Consider the following 18,501-nt stretch of genomic DNA (forward strand, 5'->3'; position numbering starts at 1 on the left):
AATGGGGCCAAATTGGCCCCATTTATCGCTTTTTTGATAAAAAAGATGATTTACTGCTCAATAAACATCTCTTCCATTTTAAGCCCTGTTAGCTTTTTCAAAGAATTGATTAAATAGTAAAGTGCGACAAAGAAAATCACCATGGTGGGCAGCACAATTACTGGGTAGCTTAATGCTGTCATTCGCCCCAATTCGTTATTGTAGGCTTCCGTCCCCGCCGGACTGACAACAATCATTTTTGCCAAGACATAGTTTAATACGGAAGATAAAAAGAATGAGCCTGCTAAAATGTTTGAGGCAACAATTTGTACTTTTGGTAGTTTGTCTAAATTCCCCTTCTCTTTTAACGCAGAGTCAATCTTGGGAATATCCATGACGTTTTCATTGAACAGCATGGTTTTTAATAAAGGGTACTTAGTATATTGACTGACAACGATGGCGACCCCGATAACACCGGGGATCAGTGCTTCTTTGATGGCGATATATTTGGCATCAAGTTCGAGTAAACTAATGCCGCCAGTTAATAATACAGAGACAATCCCTAAGCCTGAAATAAAGTTAAACTTACCTGTTTTTTTACGTTCCCATAAGCCAAAACCTACCGGAAATGCCAGAGCAACGATCACGCCTAAAGAAGGGCCCAAATGTTCTTCACCAGAAAATCGTGTCAGGATCACGACAGGTAGAATGATGTTAAAAAGCATCTGGCTAAAAAATCCAGAGGGTTTATTGTTGGGCTCAGCCATTGTTACCTCAAAAATAAATGCAATAATGACCAAGAGTGTACGGCAATTGATGCCTATGCGGCAATCCTTATATAGGACTGTGGTACTGTTGTTATCATGTAAAGTTTTCACATAACCTGATGCATGACCTATAGCTGACGTGTAGATTGCGGGATATAATCATTTTTTAAAACCGTTATATGCTGACGAAGTTCAGTAGACGTCGCAGTAAACAGTATAAAGAGAGTGAGTAGTATGATTAACGACCACGATGAAATAACCAGCCTTGATGAATTAGAAGCGTTTTTGCTGTTAGTAGAAAATGGCGGTTTGGGCTTAGAAAATGTGGAAGGTGTTGCATTGGCAACTCATAACAGTAATGGTCGCCCGTTTGTTGCCGTCCTTGACGACAAGCACCAACTATTGCTTGGTCGTTGGGTAACACAAGATGTGTTTGAAAATGGCAAAGAATTGGTGAGAATGGGCCCAAAAAAACGTCATTAAACCGCACTACCACCTAGTTTTGTTCGGTGTGTATTGATGAGGGGAGCGAAGCCACCCTCATCCTATGATTATTTGGTCTCAATAAAGTCTTTGAGGTCTTGCTCTAATGAGATATCCAGTAGCGAAGACTTGGTAAATCCAGATGTTTTATCTGAACCTTGTGTCGATGTTATATGTGAATTTGTCTGTGTGTTAAGTTTACTCAGTATTTTTATTTGCTCGTTACTAATCAGTACTTTATCACCTGGTTTGAAATAAACCCCTTCAGTATCATTGATTAATATGCCTGAATACCCCAACTTCCCCGGCAACAATGGTTCACCTGCGAGAGATACTTCTTTACGAATAATGGAGGTGTTTTGTAAGGCCGCAACTTCAGATAAGCGATGTTTTAAGTAGTCGTTCAGTTGAGAGATTGGGAGCGAAGGGTTTTCACGCCCGGAGTATTTCAACAAAGTGACCGTGGATTGTGGCTGGTCTAGACTTTGTATGTTATCAGAAAGGCTAGATCTGGATGGTACAACACCGGTTACCCGAATATTGCCCCTATTTTGTGTGATAAATATTTCAGGTCTGTGCATAAGGTATTGAGATTGTCCCTCAAAATACCCGCAAAAAGTGTCATAAATCCCACGGTTGGCTGACTGTGGATCGTGAATAATATTGCCCGAATTATCTAAATTCGTGGCTGCAGTGCTACCTGGTTTATGGGACCATTTTCCTTGACTGTCTCGGCGATACCAATGGTAGTCTCTCTGTGGCGCGAGTACTAATGCCATGAGTGTTTTATCACCTGTGGTGTCTGCTTTTTTACTCGCCCATTGTGAGCGAGGAACTTCCACAAAGCCGTCACTTTTAGCGCCTTGTATGACCCCATAACAGGATCTTCCGTTATCAGATCTAAATCCTAAGTGGCCACTTGCGAACCCTGGCTGTGATTTTGCGTTAGTCGGAGAGGTTCGGTTGGCTGCGTAATTGTAGCAATTATTGTAGAACTGATGATTGTTACCCGTGTTCCAATAGCCAGCATTATAAGCGGGTGTGAAGTAAACCATCTTCGGATATTCTCCCAGCCAGTCACCTGGGAATGAGAAATTTGGCGCTTCATTTGCGCTGGCTTGAAAGCAAGCTGCGAGCAAAGAGAGCACAGATATTGTTTTAATTGTCTTCATATTGATTTCCTTATTTGTTCATTTTTTATCACATCACTTATTGAAACACTTGTAAATATCTTGTTTTTTTAAGGCGTATTGGCGTTACTTAAGTTGGGTGGGGTTAGAAGATGATTTTTATAATTTAATGGACTGATATTGATAGAAAGATTTTAAAATTGAGGTTTTTTGTTCGAAAAATAAGTTTTATTTGAGGGGGGAATTTAAGTTGAACTCGGCTCTATTTAACTAAAAATTTTCTCAATTGAGTAAAAATTGATTAGAATACCGCCTTTGTACCTTGCAAAAGTACAGTTTATTGTAAATTTTTTTAATACTAAGGAGGTTAAGTGTCGGCTACTGATACAGCAAAAATGAATGGTGGTGGGGTGATCTCATTCATTGAAAAAGCAGGTAAAAAAATTCCAGACCCCATTATTATTTTTATGTGGTTTATTGTTGGGGCGTTTGCGCTGACGGCTTTGATCGGTGGGTTAACATTCGAAACCCAAGGTGCTGATGGGAGTCCAATCACACATACCATTAAAAATATGACCGACGCTGAAAATGTTGTTTGGTTTTTTGATAATGCATTACTGCAAAATTGGCTGGGCTTTGGTAACGGTATTTTAGGTGTGATCCTAATTGTTATGCTGGGCGTGGGGGTTGCAGAAAGCTCTGGGCTGTTTAATGCGATTATCAAAAAACTAGGTACGCGTTTAAAAGACACTTATTTAGCACCCGCTTTGATTTTCTTGGGGATCATGAGCTCCATTGCCACTGATGCGGGATACTTAATTTTAATTCCGTTGGCAGGCCTACTATATGCAGGGTTGGGCAAAAACCCATTGATAGGGATGGCGGCGGCATTTGCCGGCGTGTCAGCTGGTTTTAGTGCTAACTTGATCCCAGCAACGCCTGTAGATGTGATAATCGGTTTAAATGCACAAATATTTGCTGAGTCTCAAGGGGTGCCGTTTGAGTCGTCGACGGGTGAAGCTTTAACGCCTGCGACGATGCATTATTATTTCATTTTTGTGTCTACGTTTATGTTGGTTGGCATAGGTGCGTGGGTTACGAAAAAGTTTGTTGAGCCAAGGTTTAAAAATGTCCCTTATGAACTACCTGAAGGGATGGATTTATCAAATTTTGCCGTGACTGAAGAAGAGAAAAAAGGTCTAAAAGCGGCATCTTGGGGTTTATTATTATCGTTAGGACTTGTGGTTGCACTTGCTCTAGGGCCTCTGGCGCCATACGAAAATGCGGCGGGAAAAGTCGTTACCCCTTATTTAAACAACGTCATTTTATTAATCACTTTAGTGTTTACTATTGTTGGTGCAGCGTTTGGTGTCGCTACAGGGAAATTTAAGAGTTTAATGGATGTTGTGCAAGCGATGATCGCACAAATGAACACCATGGGTTACATCTTGGTACTGACCTTCTTCTGTTATAACTTTTTGGGTATCTTAGGTTACTCAGGTCTAGGTACTTATATTACTTATATAGGTGCAAGCGGCTTATCTGCACTTGGTTTGCAAGAGTTCCCAATCCTGTTGATCATAGGTTTTGTGATCACCACGGGTTTGATTAACCTGTTTGTCGGTGGCTTAACGTCTAAGTGGATGTTACTTGGACCAATCTTTGTACCGATGTTATATCAAGTTAACCCTGCGATGACACCCGATCTGGTTGCAGCAGCATACCGTGTTGCAGATTCTTCGACTAATATTATTACGCCGATGATGACCTACGCGGGTGTGATTTTAGCGTTTATGCGTAAATACAAGCCAGATTTAAGCTTTGGTGATGTGATCATGATGATGGTCCCTTATTCAGTGGCATTTTTACTGTTTTGGACATCTCTATTGGTTGGATTCTTTGCGTTTAACATTCCGCTTGGATTCTGAACCATCATTTCTAAAACCAGTGTAGGTGCTAGGTAACTATACTGGTTTTTCTGTTTAGAGTGGCTTAATTTGTCAACCTACTATCAATTTGTCATGAGATATTAATTAATCAAAATTTGTAAGTGGTAATGATTTGCGTTAGCATTTATTTATGTTTAAGTTTAGGTATTAGATATGAGAAAAGAACGGCCAACTAATCTGGCTATCCAGACAATGGCGTTACCAATAACCGCCTATGCGTCTATTTTGCATCGCGTCAGTGGCGTTATTGTGTGGGCTGCTTTAGTTGCTTTATTACCACTGTTAATTTTTGCAATTCAATCACAAGAACACTTCACTACGTTATCAACCTTGTTTACTGAGAATTTCCTTGCGCAGTTTATTGTGTGGGGGTTATTAACGGCATTAGGTTATTACTGTTTGGGTACTGTGAAGCACATAATCCAAGAGTTTGGTTATTTTGAAGAGTTGGCGAGTGGTTGCATGATATCACGTGTTGCCATTGGTCTGGGTATTGTGTTGAGTATTGTGATTGGAGCGTTGATATGGCTATAAGTGGGATTGCTCGATCAGGTACTAAACAGTGGGTTTTACAGCGCGTTAGCAATGCTTTAATTGTACTGTATACATTGATGTTAGTCGGTCTATTAGTGAACCAGCCTGTGACCGATTATCAAAGTTTGATGCACTTTTTTGAGCCAACTTGGTTTAAAGGTGTAAGTACTTTATGTATCGTTATTTTCGCGTTGAATGGCATGTTAGCTGGGTGGCAAATAGCCGGTGACTACGTGAAAAGTGCGGGCGTGAATAAGCTATTTAATGCGCTTTGTGTCATTCTAAGTATCACCATTATCCTTTCAGGTGTTAAGTTGCTTTGGCTTTAACTGGTTTGTTTATTGCTCTTCTTCTAAGGAGAAGAGCAAATCTAGCGCAGGCAATACCACACTGACAGCCAATAAGGCTGCGCATAATGCCCATAAATAATTGAGTTCGGTATGGGTTTTTATCAATCCTGATACACAGGTGCTGAGCCAAAACACATTGATAAGCATGATGCTAGAATTGGGCTTCAGTGGTTTAGCACAGAACTTACACGTCAATGGCTCGCGATTAAGCAACGCAATTCTATCACTGAGCTTGAGTGGCTTGTTGCAACATGGGCAAGTTCGAGTAGCAAAATCTTGAATCATACGCGTAGACTTGAATGATAATTGTTATCATTCAAGTCTACGCGTATTGCAGCTTAATTTAAACCCTTTCAGTAGATATATTTGCCTAGGTGGTTGTGTGATGAATGACATGATGAGCTTGGCAGGTGTTTGTATTGAAAAAAGAGCCCAAAAGCACTCTGCCTTGGAGAGTTTGCATTGCGAACTTCCGTGTTTGCAATGTAAAAGAGACTGAATGTCTTTAAACTAGACCTACTACGATACCTGCGAGCATAAAAGTGGATACCAGCCAAATAATAGGCAGTTTGATTTGTTTTAATAAGAAAAAGCCCACTAGCACCAATGCAATATCGATGGGTGTAAAGACCGCGCTAATAAATACAGGTTGATAAAGTGCTGCCACTAATAAGCCCACAACTGCGGCGTTAACGCCAGTGAGTGCACCGGCAATACGCGGCTTTTGTGCAAGTGTTTGCCAGTTTTTTAGCACCGCTAAGAGCAATAAAAAGCCTGGAAGAAAGACGGCAAGCGTTGCAATGAGTGAGCCCATTATTGGATTGCTAGGGAGCAGCTCATAACCAATATAAGTGGCAAAAGTAAACATTGGGCCAGGTACTGCCTGTGCTGCTGCATATCCAGTTAAAAAGGCGTCTTGGCTAAGTTGATCGCCGACGATATTTTGCAAAAGAGGTAGAACAACATGGCCGCCACCAAAGACGAGGCTGCCGGCTTGGTAGAAGTCATTAAATAAAGCAACTGACGGCAAAATGTGTGCAACAAAAGGCAGTCCTACTAATAGAACGAAAAATAAACATAACGGTACATAGCTAGGTTTAAACGTGACGCCAGTTTGCTCAGTCGGTGCGCTTTTTAAAAATTGCGCTCCAATGACAGCGGCTATGGCTAAAATGGCAATTTGCATCAAGATACTAGGGGCGACGAGTAATGCCACGGCGGTCATTAGGCATAAGCTGTTGGTTAAGATATTTTTACAAAAGTTTTTGTACATGCCCCAAGCCGCATCAGCTACCACTACGACAGCCAATAACTTCAATCCATGCACGATACTTTGAAACACATCATGTTGTGTTATTTGACTTGCCACAACAGCCAGACCAATCATGATTAAAATTGATGGTAATGTGAATCCTAAAAAGGCTGCGACTGCGCCGCCGAGACCCCCGCGTTTATAGCCAAGTGCGAAACCAACTTGGCTCGAACCTGGTCCAGGCAAGAATTGGCTCAGTGCGACAATTTGACCATACTCATGATCATCAAGCCACTTGAGCTTTTCAACAAATGTCTGTCTAAAGTAGCCTACGTGTGCTGCTGGCCCGCCGAAGCTGACCCAGCCGAGCATGAAAAAAAGTTTAAATATGGTGAGCATGGTTGGCACCGTATTGGATGCAGTGTTGATAATGTCACTAGGTTAAAAAAAGCATTATAATTAATCAAATTAATAGTATTGATTGTAAGTATGAATAAAATGGGATTGAGATGAGCTTTACGGATGTGCAGTGGCGTAATATTGATTTAAATTTGTTAGTGGCTTTCGCATATTTATATCGTTATCAAAGTGTGAGTGTTGCGGCTGAAAAAAGCTATGTGAGTCAGTCTGCAATGAGCCATAGTTTATCGCGCTTGCGCGCATTATTTGACGATGGTTTATTTGAGCGCAAAGGGCATAAAATGGTTGCCACTGAACGTGCTCACCAATTAGCGCCCACTATTACAAAACTGCTCGATTGCGTTAGCAATGACATTCTCACGAGTGCACCTTTTGATCCGGCCGAGTACGAGGGGATTTGCCGCATTGGACTGACGGATTATGCCGAGTTTATTTTTGCGCCTGCGATTTTTGATGCGATACGACAGCAAGCGCCAAAAGCGCAGGTGAGCTTTGTTAATGTTAATCGCAGTAATTATGTCGTTCTCGCCGAACAAGAAAAGCTCGATATTGTGATAGGCAGTATTGCAACGCCAGACCCTGCTTTTCAATCCCATTATCTATACACGGAAAGGCATGTTTGTATTGCAGATCCGCACTGCATTGCATTTGATCACGGTTTGTCAAAGTATGAATTTGCCAACATTGAGCATGCGTTAGTGAGCCCCGATGGCCGTTTAGCCACAGGCGTTGATGACACATTACAAGCCGAAGGGTTAAACCGTAAGGTGACGGTGGCAACACGCAACTTCATGACCATTCAAAGTTTACTCATAGGTCGTCAGCTGATCGCCATTGTGCCTAAAAGAATGGCCGATGTCGCATGTCAAAATAGACAGTTAGGCTATTTTGAGCCACCGATAATTGTACCTGACTTTGATATATCCTTATTGTGGTTCCAGCGTAAAACAAGTGATGATAAAAATACTTGGCTTAGGGCATTATTAAGGTCTTTAATGACCAAAAGTTGTTGACCGCCACAGACAGTGACGGTCTAAGCGGCTATTGCATAAGCTTTATAGTGATAAAGCCAATGCTTTCACCACTGGTATAGTGCACACCATCGTTAAAATCAGTATCGCTGCGTGCGCTGCTAAGCAGTGATATTGAGCTTTGTGGATCTGTGGTTGAATCTGCAGCACTGAAAGTGACACCACTATCACTACCAGCATCATATACTTTAAGTTGAATAGTTTGTTCATCTATCCACTGGTTATCTTCAAACAGGAGTAGGCTATCTATGCCAATAAACCAATCTGGACTAGGTGCGACCATAGACACAATGCTCAAGTGTGCAAAGGTTTGGCTCGCCTCAAAGGTTAAAGTGACACTTTTACTGCCATGTGGGATCCCCGCTTCATCAATTAGGTAGCTCGAGTTGCCAAGGTTTTGTATATCACTTATTTCGTTTCTAAGCAGCGTTTTCGCTCCTGTTTCAGCCATGCTGATGATGCCTGCGCTGGCTGTGGTATCGCGCTGAAAAATACGTCCTTGATCATTGTGTGTTAATCCAATCATAGGCGAGAAGTGCGTTCCACTAGGGAAATTGGTTGGAAAATTACTGCGTTCCCACGTATGAGTAAATTTTAGTTCATAGGTCACCGAAGTAGCAGCTGGCTGAGAAGTTGAGGTATTTGTTGTTGAGGTCGCCGGTGTACTCTCCGCCGTCGTATTGTTGGTGTTTGTCGGTGATGAGCTGCTGCTCCCTCCACATGCCGTTAACCCTAAAACCATAAACAGTGGTGCAAATTTAAGCGAGTATGCCATAGTCGACCCCTCAAGCGGTTAAAATTACTATTCTTTCAAAAGACCTGAACTCCTAGCATTAACTTTCACTCATGTGTGTTTTTTTTGAGCATTTTATATTCTAATTGCACTTTGCATGATTTCTCGACCTTCAGTTTCTACATAGGTTAAAAAAACACTGGCAATGGGAGAAAGCGTTTTGCGCTTTGTCCATGAAAACGACCATTTGGAGCGAATGGGGAGTGATTCGACATTGATGACATTGACATCATGGATCTCGCCAAACGCGAGGGTATGAGAAGATAAAATTGAGACCCCTAGGCGTGATAATACCGAGTGAATAATGGCTTCATTGCTGGCAATGGTCATTTTTATATTTGGCGTCACAGCTTGATTTTTGAAAAAGGCTTCTGTGGCATAGCGGGTTCCGGATCCAGACTCTCGAATGAGAAAGTCCTCTTGGCAAAACGCTTCTAATGACACTTTTTCTTGCTGACTAAATGGGTGTGAGGCTGGGGCAATGGCAACCAGGTCATTGGACATAAATTCAATGACTTCTAAATCGAGTCCTTCAGGGAGGTGACTAAAGACATAAAAATCATCTAAGCCTTGCTCTAGGCGCTCTATTACTTGTTGTCTGTTAGCCACGGTAAATTGGATATCAATGCCTGGATAGCGCTCACAAAAAGGCCCCAGTAAATGAGGAATGAAATATTTTGCCGTAGTGACACTGGATAGCCTTAACGTCCCTGACTTGAGTCCTCTTAGATTTGATAAATGCATATCTAACTCTTCGCAACTTTGCAATATTTTCTTAGCGGTGGCAACAGTTGCAAGGCCTGCATCGGTAAATTTAAGTTGCTTTCCGACTTGTTCATATAAGGGCAAACCAATTGCTTCCGCTAGCTTTTTTAACTGCATGGATACTGTTGGCTGAGTTAAAAATAGCTTTTCGGAGGCCGCTTTGACACTCCCACCTTGATGTAGTGCTAAGAGAATTTCTAGCTGTCTAAACGTACCGATATGGGCGTGTAATCGTGAAGCCATATTACAACTAAATCCTTATATTAGATTTTTATCTATGATTATCTTAGTTACTATCTATTTTTATCTATATTTAGACTTTTGTAAAATCCTCAAAAATACAGAGGAGAGAGTTATGACATTTAAAAGTTTGGCATTACCTTTGATAACGTGCTTAAGTCTGTTGGCGTTTTCATATTTGAGCAGTTTACTTAGTCATAGTGGCACAGGCTTTATTTTGCTGGCTTTATCTATTTTCACTTTTTCAATCGTCAGTTTGATAAAACCTTCAGGAGAAACTCACACGCCAATGAGTGCATCTTCTTGCCAGTTAAAAGAGGCAAAATAGGTCATGATTGATGCGGTCGTTGCTTTTTTTCTGCTTGGGATAGCCGCCCAATTATTAGGGGCTAAAATCCCATTTCCTGATGGCTTGTACAAAACGCTCAGTCTATTTTTAATGGTCGCTATTGGCCTAAAGGGTGGCATCGCTTTGCAGCAGCATGTGGATCCTGCACTGCTCACCATGTCTCTCGCGGTGGTCGCCTTTGGGTTGTTACTGCCCTTAGTAGCCTATCCGATACTACGTTACTTTGGTCAACTGGATAAAATCAATGCTGGCGCCATTGCGGCGCATTATGGCTCTGTAAGCGTCGCAACTTATGCCGTTGCAGTGGCTTTGCTAGAGGCTGGTAATATTGCCTATGAAGCGTATTTCCCTTTGTTTGTGGTGTTACTAGAAATGCCCGCTATTTTGGTTGGTTTAGTACTCGCAAAAGGCAATCTAAAGGTTATAAACCGTGCCTTTATCAAAAAAGAGCTGGTGGCAAACCAAAGTATTCTGCTCATGGTGGGTAGCTTGGCGATTGGGTTTGCTGGAGGCGAGAGCGTGCAAAAATTGACGCCATTCTTTGTCGAGTTATTTTCAGGTGTGTTGGCTCTTTTCCTTTTAAAAATGGGCTTGGTGGCTGGAGAGCAATTAGGTGCATTGAAAAAGAACAGTTTGTTTTTAATTAGTTTTGCGGTATTGATGCCGATGCTTGGTGGATTGGCGGGCACTGGTTTAGGTATGCTCTTAAATCTCAGCGCAGGTGGCATTGCGCTGATGGCTGTATTGGGAGCAAGCGCCTCGTATATTGCGGTCCCTGCAGCGATGAAAGAAAGTTTACCTGAAGCCAACGCGGGTATGTCAATCACCGCATCGCTCGGTATTACCTTCCCGTTTAATGTGTTATTGGGTGTGCCTTTCTTCATTGCCTTGGGCCAGTATTTAGCTGCGTAGCGTTTCGTGCAGTGAGGTATAATAAATTCACGGTTTTCTGCTGACGCCATGACGGCGTCAGTGTAAATTAAGCGCATAGCAATTAAAAAGTAGATTAGGTTAATACTAGTGCCTGAAAAAAACTTACTCAAAGCGGAACGTGTAGCGTATATTTTGGCGGATTTACAAGCTCGCTACCCAAAACCTCCAATTCCTCTTGACCATAAAGACCCTTACACCTTATTAATTGCAGTTCTGCTCTCAGCGCAATGTACTGATGAGCGCGTAAATCAGGTGACGCCATCACTTTGGAAGTTAGCTGATAATCCTTTCGACATGGCCAAGCAATCGGTTGAAGATATTAAGCAGATCATCCGGCCGTGTGGTTTATCACCGCAAAAATCAAAAGCCATTAAAAAACTGTCGGAAATTCTAGTGGCAGACTATGACGGGATTGTGCCTGAGGACATGGATGCATTAGAAACGCTACCGGGTGTTGGACATAAAACGGCGGGGGTAGTGATGGCACAGGCATTTGATGTGCCCGCTTTCCCAGTTGATACCCATATTCATCGTTTGGCTCAGCGTTGGGGCTTGACCAATGGTAAAAACGTCGCGCAAACAGAGAAAGATCTAAAACGTCTTTTCCCAAAAGAGTGTTGGAATGACCTGCATTTGCAGTTTATTTATTATGGTCGTGAATTTTGTACCGCAAGGGGGTGCGACGGCACGGTGTGTCCCATGTGCACGACTTGCTACCCCAATCGCAAGCGACCTAAGGTGGTTAAAAAGCCTTAATTTTTTTCAGTGATGGTTTGCGTGCTTGGACTAAAGCACGCACCGCGAAAAAGTTAAACAATACACAGGTTGATCAAAGCTCAGCAAGTTGTTGATGGATAGAATGTACTAACTCTTTTGGTATACAAAGCTGGCGAGCCAGAGTTTGCAAATATTGTTGTGAAACCGTTTGATGCAGGTCGATGGCACTGGCGCTGGCTGCATAGACTTCAATACCAGTTTGCGCATTAGGCACAGCTTGTACTAGCTCTGTTAGGCTTAATGGGCGCCTTAACTCGTCAAATAACATCGCCTTTTCGTGCACGCTGAGCGTCATCGTTTCGACTTGAGCGAATATCTTTTGTCGTTCCGTTTCGTCTATATGTCCATCTGCATAGGCGGCAGCGATCATAGCGCGCATAATGAGCAGCTGCCCTGAACCACTGTCGTCTTCTACGACTTGTTCGAAGCTTTGTTGAGGCATGCTGGCAGGCTGAAAATCAAAGCTACGCTGAGGCGGTGTACGCGTCGCCATGGCTTTATCAAAAGCGTCGCTGTCACGCTGCTGAGCCGCTGCTTGGTTTTGCTCACTATATTGTTTATAGGCTTTCCATGCGAGTCCTCCTACCGCAGCTAGGGCACCGTATTTGACAGCTTTTTTCCCCGTCTTTTTGCCTTTTTTACCGCCGAGTAAGCTGGTGGCCCCACCGCCAGCTATGCCGCCTAAAAAGCCGCTGAGTGCGCCTGATTTATTTAAACCACTGACCAGTTTTTGCAATTCTTTCATCGCGTTCTCCATTTGCTTTACTAAGCCTAGATTAGGGGAAAGTGAGAAGATTGAGAATAAGAATTTTGTTACAAATCGATTCAGCAGGTGCAGTAAGTTGTTTTACGCTTAGTCGTTGAAAAGGAAAAGTAATTAGGATTAGCCTGTCTGTTCAAATAACAAATCTTTGACTGGGATTTGATAAAAACGAGCCAGCTCTCTGGCTGTTCTATGGTATACCTTACAGCCGCATTCAGCGCGTTTAAGCGTTGCAATAGAGACACATAATGCTTGCTCTTGGCAGGCGCAAGCCAGTTTCTCTTGGCTTAGTCCCATATTACGTCTCAGTTGCTTAAGAATTTTACAATCCAGCTTCACTCTGCCATCCATAATTAGACTCCTTGAGTAGGGAAATAAAGCCTAGCAACGAGCGCGGGTTTTCGCTAATTATCATGCGTAGTAGCAGTGTGCGTTTTAGTGTACACAATAGACGCAAAAGTTACGGGAAATTTACGCTTTTTATCTGATACCAAAGTGATACTAAACTGATACCAACAAACTGCCTCGAAGCGCCTAGACTAGGTCGCATCTAAAGTTGCTCCATTGACTGGAGTATCCATTCATCCATGACATACAAGGATAAAACAATGTCTGACGCAAATCGTATTTTAGGTGGTTTTGGTCCAATCGTTTTGGCACAAGATTTTGATAAAGAGTACATCAATGCATTTGAGCACATCAACAAACGTGATGGTGTGGAGATCAAGCCGCTAGCAGCTCAATCTCAAGTTGTTAATGGTAAAAACTTTGCATTTTACTGCTTTGTTTCACCTGTAGTTGCCCCAAATGTGCCGAAAGTAAATCGCTTAGAACTGATTGTTGTAAATCAGCAGGGTGAGCATTTCACACAATTATCAGATCGCACCTTCAGTGAGCCTGTTTTAGTGCCACCGATTGGTTCATTTGACTCAGTAGCTCTGCGTGAAAACTTCACCGAAGCTGAGAAAAACGCTGCTGAGCAAATTGAGTCGCTAGTCGGCGTGAGCTACAAGATTTTGGCAGCACAGCAGCAAGTCGTGGCGGGGCTAAACTTTGCGTTCTATTCAGTCGTTATTCCTGTAACGCCAAATGCACAAGCTTTCTTCGCACGCATCGATGCACATCGTAACTTTGAAGGTAAATTGGTTGATACACAACTGCACCATATCAACCCTTAATTTGCACGGCCAAGGTGTTAGGTGATGCGACACTTTGGCCATTTTTCTATCTAATTTAAGAGCTAGCCAGAGACACTGGCGTAGATGTCTGCGATTTTATCGCATTTAATACTCTCACCAAGGTATTGTGCTCACTTTGCTCATGGGCCTTCAAACTGATAGATGTGATCTCTCCTTGTGCCGCAAGCCGAGCAATATTCACTGCGATAGCATCAACTTCAATTGGCCTTTGATTTAAAAAGATGCGGTTTTGGTTATCAATAAAAAACTGTGGTACAACGGATTGGTTTAAAGCCTGATTTGATTTTGACGGCTTATTAATATCAAGCACATGGGCTTTTTGAAAACTGGCGGTCACGATAAAAAAGATAAGTAAAATAAATACAATGTCGAGCATGGGGTTCATGTCTACATCAGTGTGAGAGGGTGCTGAGGGTTGATATTTTTTCTTCATCATTGTCACCTTACATCATTAAATATCCTAGTCGTTGTAAGTAAAACGTCACCGCGCCCAAAAAGGGGTGAAATTACAAAATAATTATGTGCGATACGTCTGGGATTATGTTCTTGATGTATTGAGATGCTCCAGAATATTGAGGGCACTTATGTAAGCGTTTTTTGATGTGTGGCTATGGCCGCCCAGTGCATTTGATAGCTTAAAAGTGTGCTTCATATCATTGAGCATGTCATGCTTTTTCAGTGGGGACTCATTCATAGAGGTCGGGGCCATCAGTATCATCATTTGTGTGGTATTGATAAAACCCGCATCAAATAATTCACGAGACATATGGCTGGACTCAGCGTCTGAAATATTGTGTACATCATATTGATTGGCAATAGATTGCCACTTTGCATCCGCGGCGTGAGCATGGTCGCTGAGTTGCACTTGTGTCGAGTGTGTTTTAGTGGAAGTTGCCGTGGTTTTTATTGGTGTTGATGGAGCGCTATACGTTGGGTAGGAGAGGTTTTTATTCGCGTTAACAATCATGATTTGCGTGTCCATTTGCTTTTGTGTACAAAAAGTCAGCAGGATTGATGCCAGTTTTTAACGAGACAATTTTATAAATTTTGCCACAGATTTGTACATTTATAAGACAGTTTTTTCATGTGTTCAGTGTTTGAATAGCTGTGACTTATCAAACCACAAGGACAGCAAGATGAAACTTTCCATAATCGTTACCGTACTCGCCACTACTTTTTCTTTAGTGACGACAGATGTGATAGCGCGAGATGTAGATACGCCAAAAAAAGAGTACCTAAAGGTAATGCGCAGTGAGTTGAATAAAAACGAACCTGGCGCTGCAGTGCTTGTCAGCCAAGAGGGTGAAGTACTGTTTAAAAAGGCCATCGGACGCGCTAATTTAGAGTTAAATGTGCCATTAAAAGCAAAAAGTGTATTTAAAATTGGTTCTATCACCAAGCAATTTACCGCAGCGGCCATTATGATTTTACATGAACGCGGCAAGTTATCTGTGCATGATGACATTCACAAATATGTGCCAGATTTTCCCACCGAGGGAAATGTTGTGACTATAGAGCATTTGCTAACCCACACCTCAGGGATAGCAAATTACACTGAAGATCATGAATTAATGCTCAAAGAAGCCACGGCACCAGCTACCTTGGATGAAATCCTTACTCGGCTTGCACAGCACCCGATGAAGTTTCAACCAGGAGATAACATGGCATACTCAAATACGGGTTATGTGCTGCTGGGTAAAATTATCGAGGTGGCGAGCGGCCAGTCATATGCCGAGTTTATTGGCGAACATATTTTCCAAAAGCTAGGGATGAAAAACAGCCACTATGCAGGAAGACAGATCATCAAGCATCATGTTTCCGGTTATGATCTGTCAGCGGATGGCTATGTGAATACCATCCATATTGATACTGCTTGGCCGCATGCAGCAGGTGCGTTGTCATCCAATGTGTTTGATTTGAACACTTGGTATCATGCGCTTGCAAATGAGCAACTGATCTCTAAAGAAAGTTATCAGCAAATGTTGGCGCCTGTGACATTAAATGATGGTCGAATTTCGACTTATGGATATGGGATAGCGGTATCAACATTAGGTGGTTACCAAGTGATCACACACAGCGGGGGCATTAATGGCTTTGTATCTGATGCGCTTTATGTTCCTGAGCAATCAGTCTATGTGGCGGTGCTCACTAATAATACCGATATTAATCCACAGTTACTGAGTCAGCGCTTAGCTGCAAAAGCACTAGATATCGAGATGCCTAGTTTTAAAGAAGTGACGTTAGATGATGCACAATTAAAAGCATTTGAAGGGCAGTACGTAATGCAAAGTGGCGCAATGTATAGCGTCGTATATTATCAAGGCGGCTTGTATTTCCATCGCGGTGATGAAAATTATCAAGAGTTGGTCGCGATGTCTCCAAATAGTTTCTTTTTTGAAGACAATAATGTGTATATAAAATTTAGTGATAATGAAGGGCAGTTGATACTAAATGAGTACATCAATTTTTCTTCAACACCGCATGCCGGTACTAAGCACTAGGCAATGTGATTAATTCTTTTGTTAATATCAGTGATGCAAAAGGCTGGGATGGCCTTTTGCATATCAATCGGATGATTAATTTAACAGTGTTAACTTACTGACACTGCGTACGCCTGGATGGCTCATATAGTCATTCTTAATGCCCTCAACTCTTAAACTTTTGCCAATAAGCTGCGGGTTCAATAATGGACTAAATGTATCACGCTGAGATGACTCCAGCTTGATATATAACTTGTTGCCATTGTTACTCGGATCGCTTAATTCCAATGCGTATTTATTGTTGATAGCAGCCGTGATGGTGCCTGATACGACAATTGGCTGACCATTACTCATTGCGAGCACATCAGATACTGACAGGTCATTACCTTGGTCAGGGTGACCGCCGTTGTCGTTTGATGCTTGAGTAATACTGGTTACTTGACGTACACCCGGTTGGCTCATGTAACTATCGCGTACGCCTTTGATCACAAGTGTTGCATTAAGAATATCCGGGTTCAGTACTGGACTAAACTCTGCACGTTGACTGCTTTCAAGCTTAATATTAATGGTAAAACCTGGGTCGTTCAGATCTTCCAAAATCAGTGCATAGATATTGTTTAACCCAGACTTTACGCGCCCAGTCAGTTCAAGCGATTCACCTTGTGCAGTTGCCAAAGCTTGCTCAACGGACATGAAAGACGGTGCAATCTGTAATTCTGTGACATAGCGAATACCCGGCGCGCCCATGTAACTATTGCGCTTACCTGTCACGATGATGTTTTGATTTAAAATCGCAGGGTTTAGCTGTGGATTAAAGTTAGCTCTTTGACTGCTTTCCAACTTCACATAAATGTGAGTCGATGGATTATTAAGGTCGCTTAGCTCTAGACCATAAACGCCGTTGATGGCATTAGTGACTTTACCAATAACAACCAATGGGGTGTTTTGTGCAGCAGCCAGTGCATCACTGACTGACACTGTATCACCGGGTGTTGGCGTTGGATCAGGGTCTGGATCTGGGTTGGTTTGACCATCGCCGTAAGGGGCATTAAATGAGTTTTTTTTATAAGTATCTGTATCCCAAGGGTTAAAGCCATTTGCTGGCGTGCCCCAAGGTTGTCCGTTATTTGGATCGGACATTTCTTGTGTATCCATTGGGGTCGGTGTCGCAAAACCACTCGTATGGCCATTTTGTCCATCAAAGTATTGGTAGCTCTCTGGTGTGGCAAGCCAGTTTATGATGTTGACTGCAAGTACTGAGGCATGGCCAGGGTCTGTCCATCCAGGGTAGGTTTTTTTGGTACTGCCACTGTCTTGGCGGCGATACTTAGGCGAGGCATCTTCGATTGGTGATGAATCGCCGATAAATGCAGCTTTACCTGCACCTGATTTTGCAATCGCGACATAAGGTCCTTCAGCTTTGCCACCAAAATATAAGCCGTCATCTTTGGCATGTCGCCACTTCACTGGGGTATCGGTCTCTGAAAAGTAAACTAAGCCTTTGGCTTTTTGCGGATCGACAATGGCGAGCGTTGCGCCTGCGGCCATAAGAATTGGCTCAACGCCTTGGGTGATCCCTTCTGTTTGCGAGCTCGGCTCTACACCACTGACACCTTGTTTGTAGTCCACGCCATTGAAACGAAAACGGATCCCGAAGTTTTCTACTAACCAGCCTGCGTAGGCTGATTTTGGGTTACGCCAATCACCATAAGCGCCACCCATATTGTATTTACTCAAGTCTGAACGGTTATAACCATTGAAGACTTCAGTGGCATCCCATGTATTGAGGTTGCGGTCAGCATCATAGTGATCAGCAACGAAAAAGATCCCTTTTCCACTTGCAACGAACTGCTCAAGTGCAGCTTGTTCTGCCAGTGTAAATGGTCTATTGGTTTCAGCCAGCACAAAGACATCAGAGTCTTTAATGGCATCATAAGTAATGATGGCTTCGTTGTTTTGATTACCCGTACGATCGTCAAAAAAACGAATACGACCATCATTATTTAAGTCTACGCCGCGGTACTCTTTTACTGTGTAACCTTGCTGAACGAGTGCATCGGCAAAATCTGAAAACGCACCATCGATAACCCAGTCAGCATTGCCTTCAACACCGCCATGAGATACGTCGAAGTATACGGTTTTACCGTTGTTATTTTCTGCACTAGGTACTTTGACTGGTGCAGTGTTGTTCCAGTCATAGGCTGCGGCCATGGTAAAGCTTGAATGCGCAAGAAGGCCTGCACTGAGCAATACCGAAAGGGTCAGTTTATTTACAGTCATTTTTCAATTCCCGTTGGTTTGGTTTGT

21 protein-coding genes are annotated in these 18,501 nt (G+C 42.6%); 10 read left to right on the forward strand and 11 right to left on the reverse strand.

All coding sequences use genetic code 11. The annotated features are described in order from the left end of the window. Positions 1-50 precede the first annotated feature (50 nt). Entirely contained in the window at positions 51-746 is a 696-nt protein-coding gene (locus tag S4054249_RS02845; RefSeq protein ID WP_046356363.1) for a VC0807 family protein, read from the reverse strand. A 234-nt stretch (positions 747-980) separates the two neighbouring features. Between S4054249_RS02845 and S4054249_RS02850 the strand changes: the two genes are divergently transcribed. Continuing rightward, positions 981-1,229: a hypothetical protein gene (locus S4054249_RS02850; protein ID WP_046356352.1), complete on the forward strand. Its 249-nt coding sequence runs from the start codon at positions 981-983 to the stop codon at positions 1,227-1,229. 68 nt (positions 1,230-1,297) lie between these two features. Here the strand turns inward: S4054249_RS02850 and S4054249_RS02855 are convergent, their stop codons facing one another. After that, positions 1,298-2,401, reverse strand: coding sequence for a hypothetical protein (locus tag S4054249_RS02855; RefSeq protein ID WP_052960983.1), 1,104 nt, complete (start codon positions 2,399-2,401; stop codon positions 1,298-1,300). A gap of 329 nt (positions 2,402-2,730) precedes the next feature. Between S4054249_RS02855 and S4054249_RS02860 the strand changes: the two genes are divergently transcribed. The 3 genes from S4054249_RS02860 to sdhD all read left to right on the forward strand — a co-directional run bounded on the left by S4054249_RS02860 (position 2,731) and on the right by sdhD (position 5,171). Then, positions 2,731-4,287 (forward strand): AbgT family transporter, encoded by a 1,557-nt coding sequence (locus S4054249_RS02860; RefSeq protein ID WP_230851788.1) that lies wholly within the window; start codon positions 2,731-2,733, stop codon positions 4,285-4,287. Positions 4,288-4,461: 174 nt separating this feature from the next. Next, positions 4,462-4,842 (forward strand): succinate dehydrogenase, cytochrome b556 subunit, encoded by a 381-nt coding sequence (gene sdhC / locus S4054249_RS02865; RefSeq protein ID WP_046356353.1) that lies wholly within the window; start codon positions 4,462-4,464, stop codon positions 4,840-4,842. Beyond that, the gene (sdhD, locus tag S4054249_RS02870; protein WP_046356354.1) at positions 4,833-5,171 is read left to right on the forward strand and encodes a succinate dehydrogenase, hydrophobic membrane anchor protein; all 339 of its coding nucleotides are present in this window, start codon (positions 4,833-4,835) and stop codon (positions 5,169-5,171) included. The genes sdhC and sdhD overlap by 10 nt, the downstream gene beginning before the upstream one ends. Before the next feature lie 9 nt (positions 5,172-5,180). Here sdhD and S4054249_RS02875 read toward each other — a convergent pair whose 3' ends face one another. Both S4054249_RS02875 and chrA read right to left on the reverse strand, forming a co-directional pair. Continuing rightward, positions 5,181-5,477, reverse strand: coding sequence for a hypothetical protein (locus tag S4054249_RS02875; protein WP_046356355.1), 297 nt, complete (start codon positions 5,475-5,477; stop codon positions 5,181-5,183). A gap of 220 nt (positions 5,478-5,697) precedes the next feature. After that, entirely contained in the window at positions 5,698-6,843 is a 1,146-nt protein-coding gene (chrA, locus tag S4054249_RS02880) for a chromate efflux transporter (RefSeq protein WP_046356923.1), read from the reverse strand. Between the two features lie 110 nt (positions 6,844-6,953). Here chrA and S4054249_RS02885 point away from each other — a divergent pair, with 110 nt between their 5' ends. After that, positions 6,954-7,877 carry a LysR family transcriptional regulator gene (locus tag S4054249_RS02885; protein WP_046356922.1) on the forward strand — a complete coding sequence of 308 codons (924 nt, stop codon included), beginning with the start codon at positions 6,954-6,956 and terminating at the stop codon, positions 7,875-7,877. Positions 7,878-7,905: 28 nt separating this feature from the next. On the opposite strand, the gene S4054249_RS02890 is transcribed toward S4054249_RS02885, so the two are convergent. Both S4054249_RS02890 and S4054249_RS02895 read right to left on the reverse strand, forming a co-directional pair. Further along, positions 7,906-8,670, reverse strand: a complete 765-nt coding sequence (locus tag S4054249_RS02890) for a spondin domain-containing protein (RefSeq protein WP_046356921.1) — start codon at positions 8,668-8,670, stop codon at positions 7,906-7,908. 93 nt (positions 8,671-8,763) lie between these two features. Beyond that, positions 8,764-9,696: a LysR family transcriptional regulator gene (locus S4054249_RS02895; RefSeq protein ID WP_046356920.1), complete on the reverse strand. Its 933-nt coding sequence runs from the start codon at positions 9,694-9,696 to the stop codon at positions 8,764-8,766. 112 nt (positions 9,697-9,808) lie between these two features. Between S4054249_RS02895 and S4054249_RS02900 the strand changes: the two genes are divergently transcribed. From S4054249_RS02900 to nth, 3 genes are all read left to right on the forward strand, one after another. Continuing rightward, positions 9,809-10,021, forward strand: coding sequence for a hypothetical protein (locus tag S4054249_RS02900; RefSeq protein WP_046356919.1), 213 nt, complete (start codon positions 9,809-9,811; stop codon positions 10,019-10,021). A gap of 3 nt (positions 10,022-10,024) precedes the next feature. Further along, entirely contained in the window at positions 10,025-10,954 is a 930-nt protein-coding gene (locus tag S4054249_RS02905; RefSeq protein WP_046356918.1) for a sodium-dependent bicarbonate transport family permease, read from the forward strand. Between the two features lie 108 nt (positions 10,955-11,062). Next, a complete protein-coding gene (nth, locus tag S4054249_RS02910) occupies positions 11,063-11,731 on the forward strand; it encodes an endonuclease III (protein WP_046356917.1) in 669 nt (222 codons plus the stop codon). A gap of 73 nt (positions 11,732-11,804) precedes the next feature. Here the strand turns inward: nth and S4054249_RS02915 are convergent, their stop codons facing one another. Then, complete coding sequence (locus tag S4054249_RS02915; RefSeq protein ID WP_046356916.1) at positions 11,805-12,497, reverse strand: tellurite resistance TerB family protein; 693 nt, start codon at positions 12,495-12,497, stop codon at positions 11,805-11,807. 138 nt (positions 12,498-12,635) lie between these two features. Next, positions 12,636-12,866 (reverse strand): helix-turn-helix domain-containing protein, encoded by a 231-nt coding sequence (locus tag S4054249_RS02920; protein ID WP_046356915.1) that lies wholly within the window; start codon positions 12,864-12,866, stop codon positions 12,636-12,638. Between the two features lie 257 nt (positions 12,867-13,123). Between S4054249_RS02920 and S4054249_RS02925 the strand changes: the two genes are divergently transcribed. Next, complete coding sequence (locus tag S4054249_RS02925) at positions 13,124-13,693, forward strand: hypothetical protein (RefSeq protein WP_046356914.1); 570 nt, start codon at positions 13,124-13,126, stop codon at positions 13,691-13,693. 55 nt (positions 13,694-13,748) lie between these two features. Here the strand turns inward: S4054249_RS02925 and S4054249_RS02930 are convergent, their stop codons facing one another. Both S4054249_RS02930 and S4054249_RS02935 read right to left on the reverse strand, forming a co-directional pair. Continuing rightward, entirely contained in the window at positions 13,749-14,150 is a 402-nt protein-coding gene (locus tag S4054249_RS02930) for an ExbD/TolR family protein (protein ID WP_052961025.1), read from the reverse strand. A gap of 102 nt (positions 14,151-14,252) precedes the next feature. After that, the gene (locus S4054249_RS02935; protein WP_081333484.1) at positions 14,253-14,696 is read right to left on the reverse strand and encodes a hypothetical protein; all 444 of its coding nucleotides are present in this window, start codon (positions 14,694-14,696) and stop codon (positions 14,253-14,255) included. A gap of 154 nt (positions 14,697-14,850) precedes the next feature. On the opposite strand from S4054249_RS02935, the gene S4054249_RS02940 reads away from it, so the two are divergent. Continuing rightward, the gene (locus tag S4054249_RS02940) at positions 14,851-16,215 is read left to right on the forward strand and encodes a serine hydrolase domain-containing protein (RefSeq protein WP_046356911.1); all 1,365 of its coding nucleotides are present in this window, start codon (positions 14,851-14,853) and stop codon (positions 16,213-16,215) included. A gap of 75 nt (positions 16,216-16,290) precedes the next feature. Here the strand turns inward: S4054249_RS02940 and S4054249_RS02945 are convergent, their stop codons facing one another. After that, complete coding sequence (locus S4054249_RS02945; protein ID WP_046356910.1) at positions 16,291-18,474, reverse strand: DUF6359 domain-containing protein; 2,184 nt, start codon at positions 18,472-18,474, stop codon at positions 16,291-16,293. Positions 18,475-18,501 lie beyond the last annotated feature (27 nt).

The organism is Pseudoalteromonas luteoviolacea, assembly GCF_001750165.1.
GTDB lineage: Bacteria > Pseudomonadota > Gammaproteobacteria > Enterobacterales > Alteromonadaceae > Pseudoalteromonas > Pseudoalteromonas luteoviolacea_G.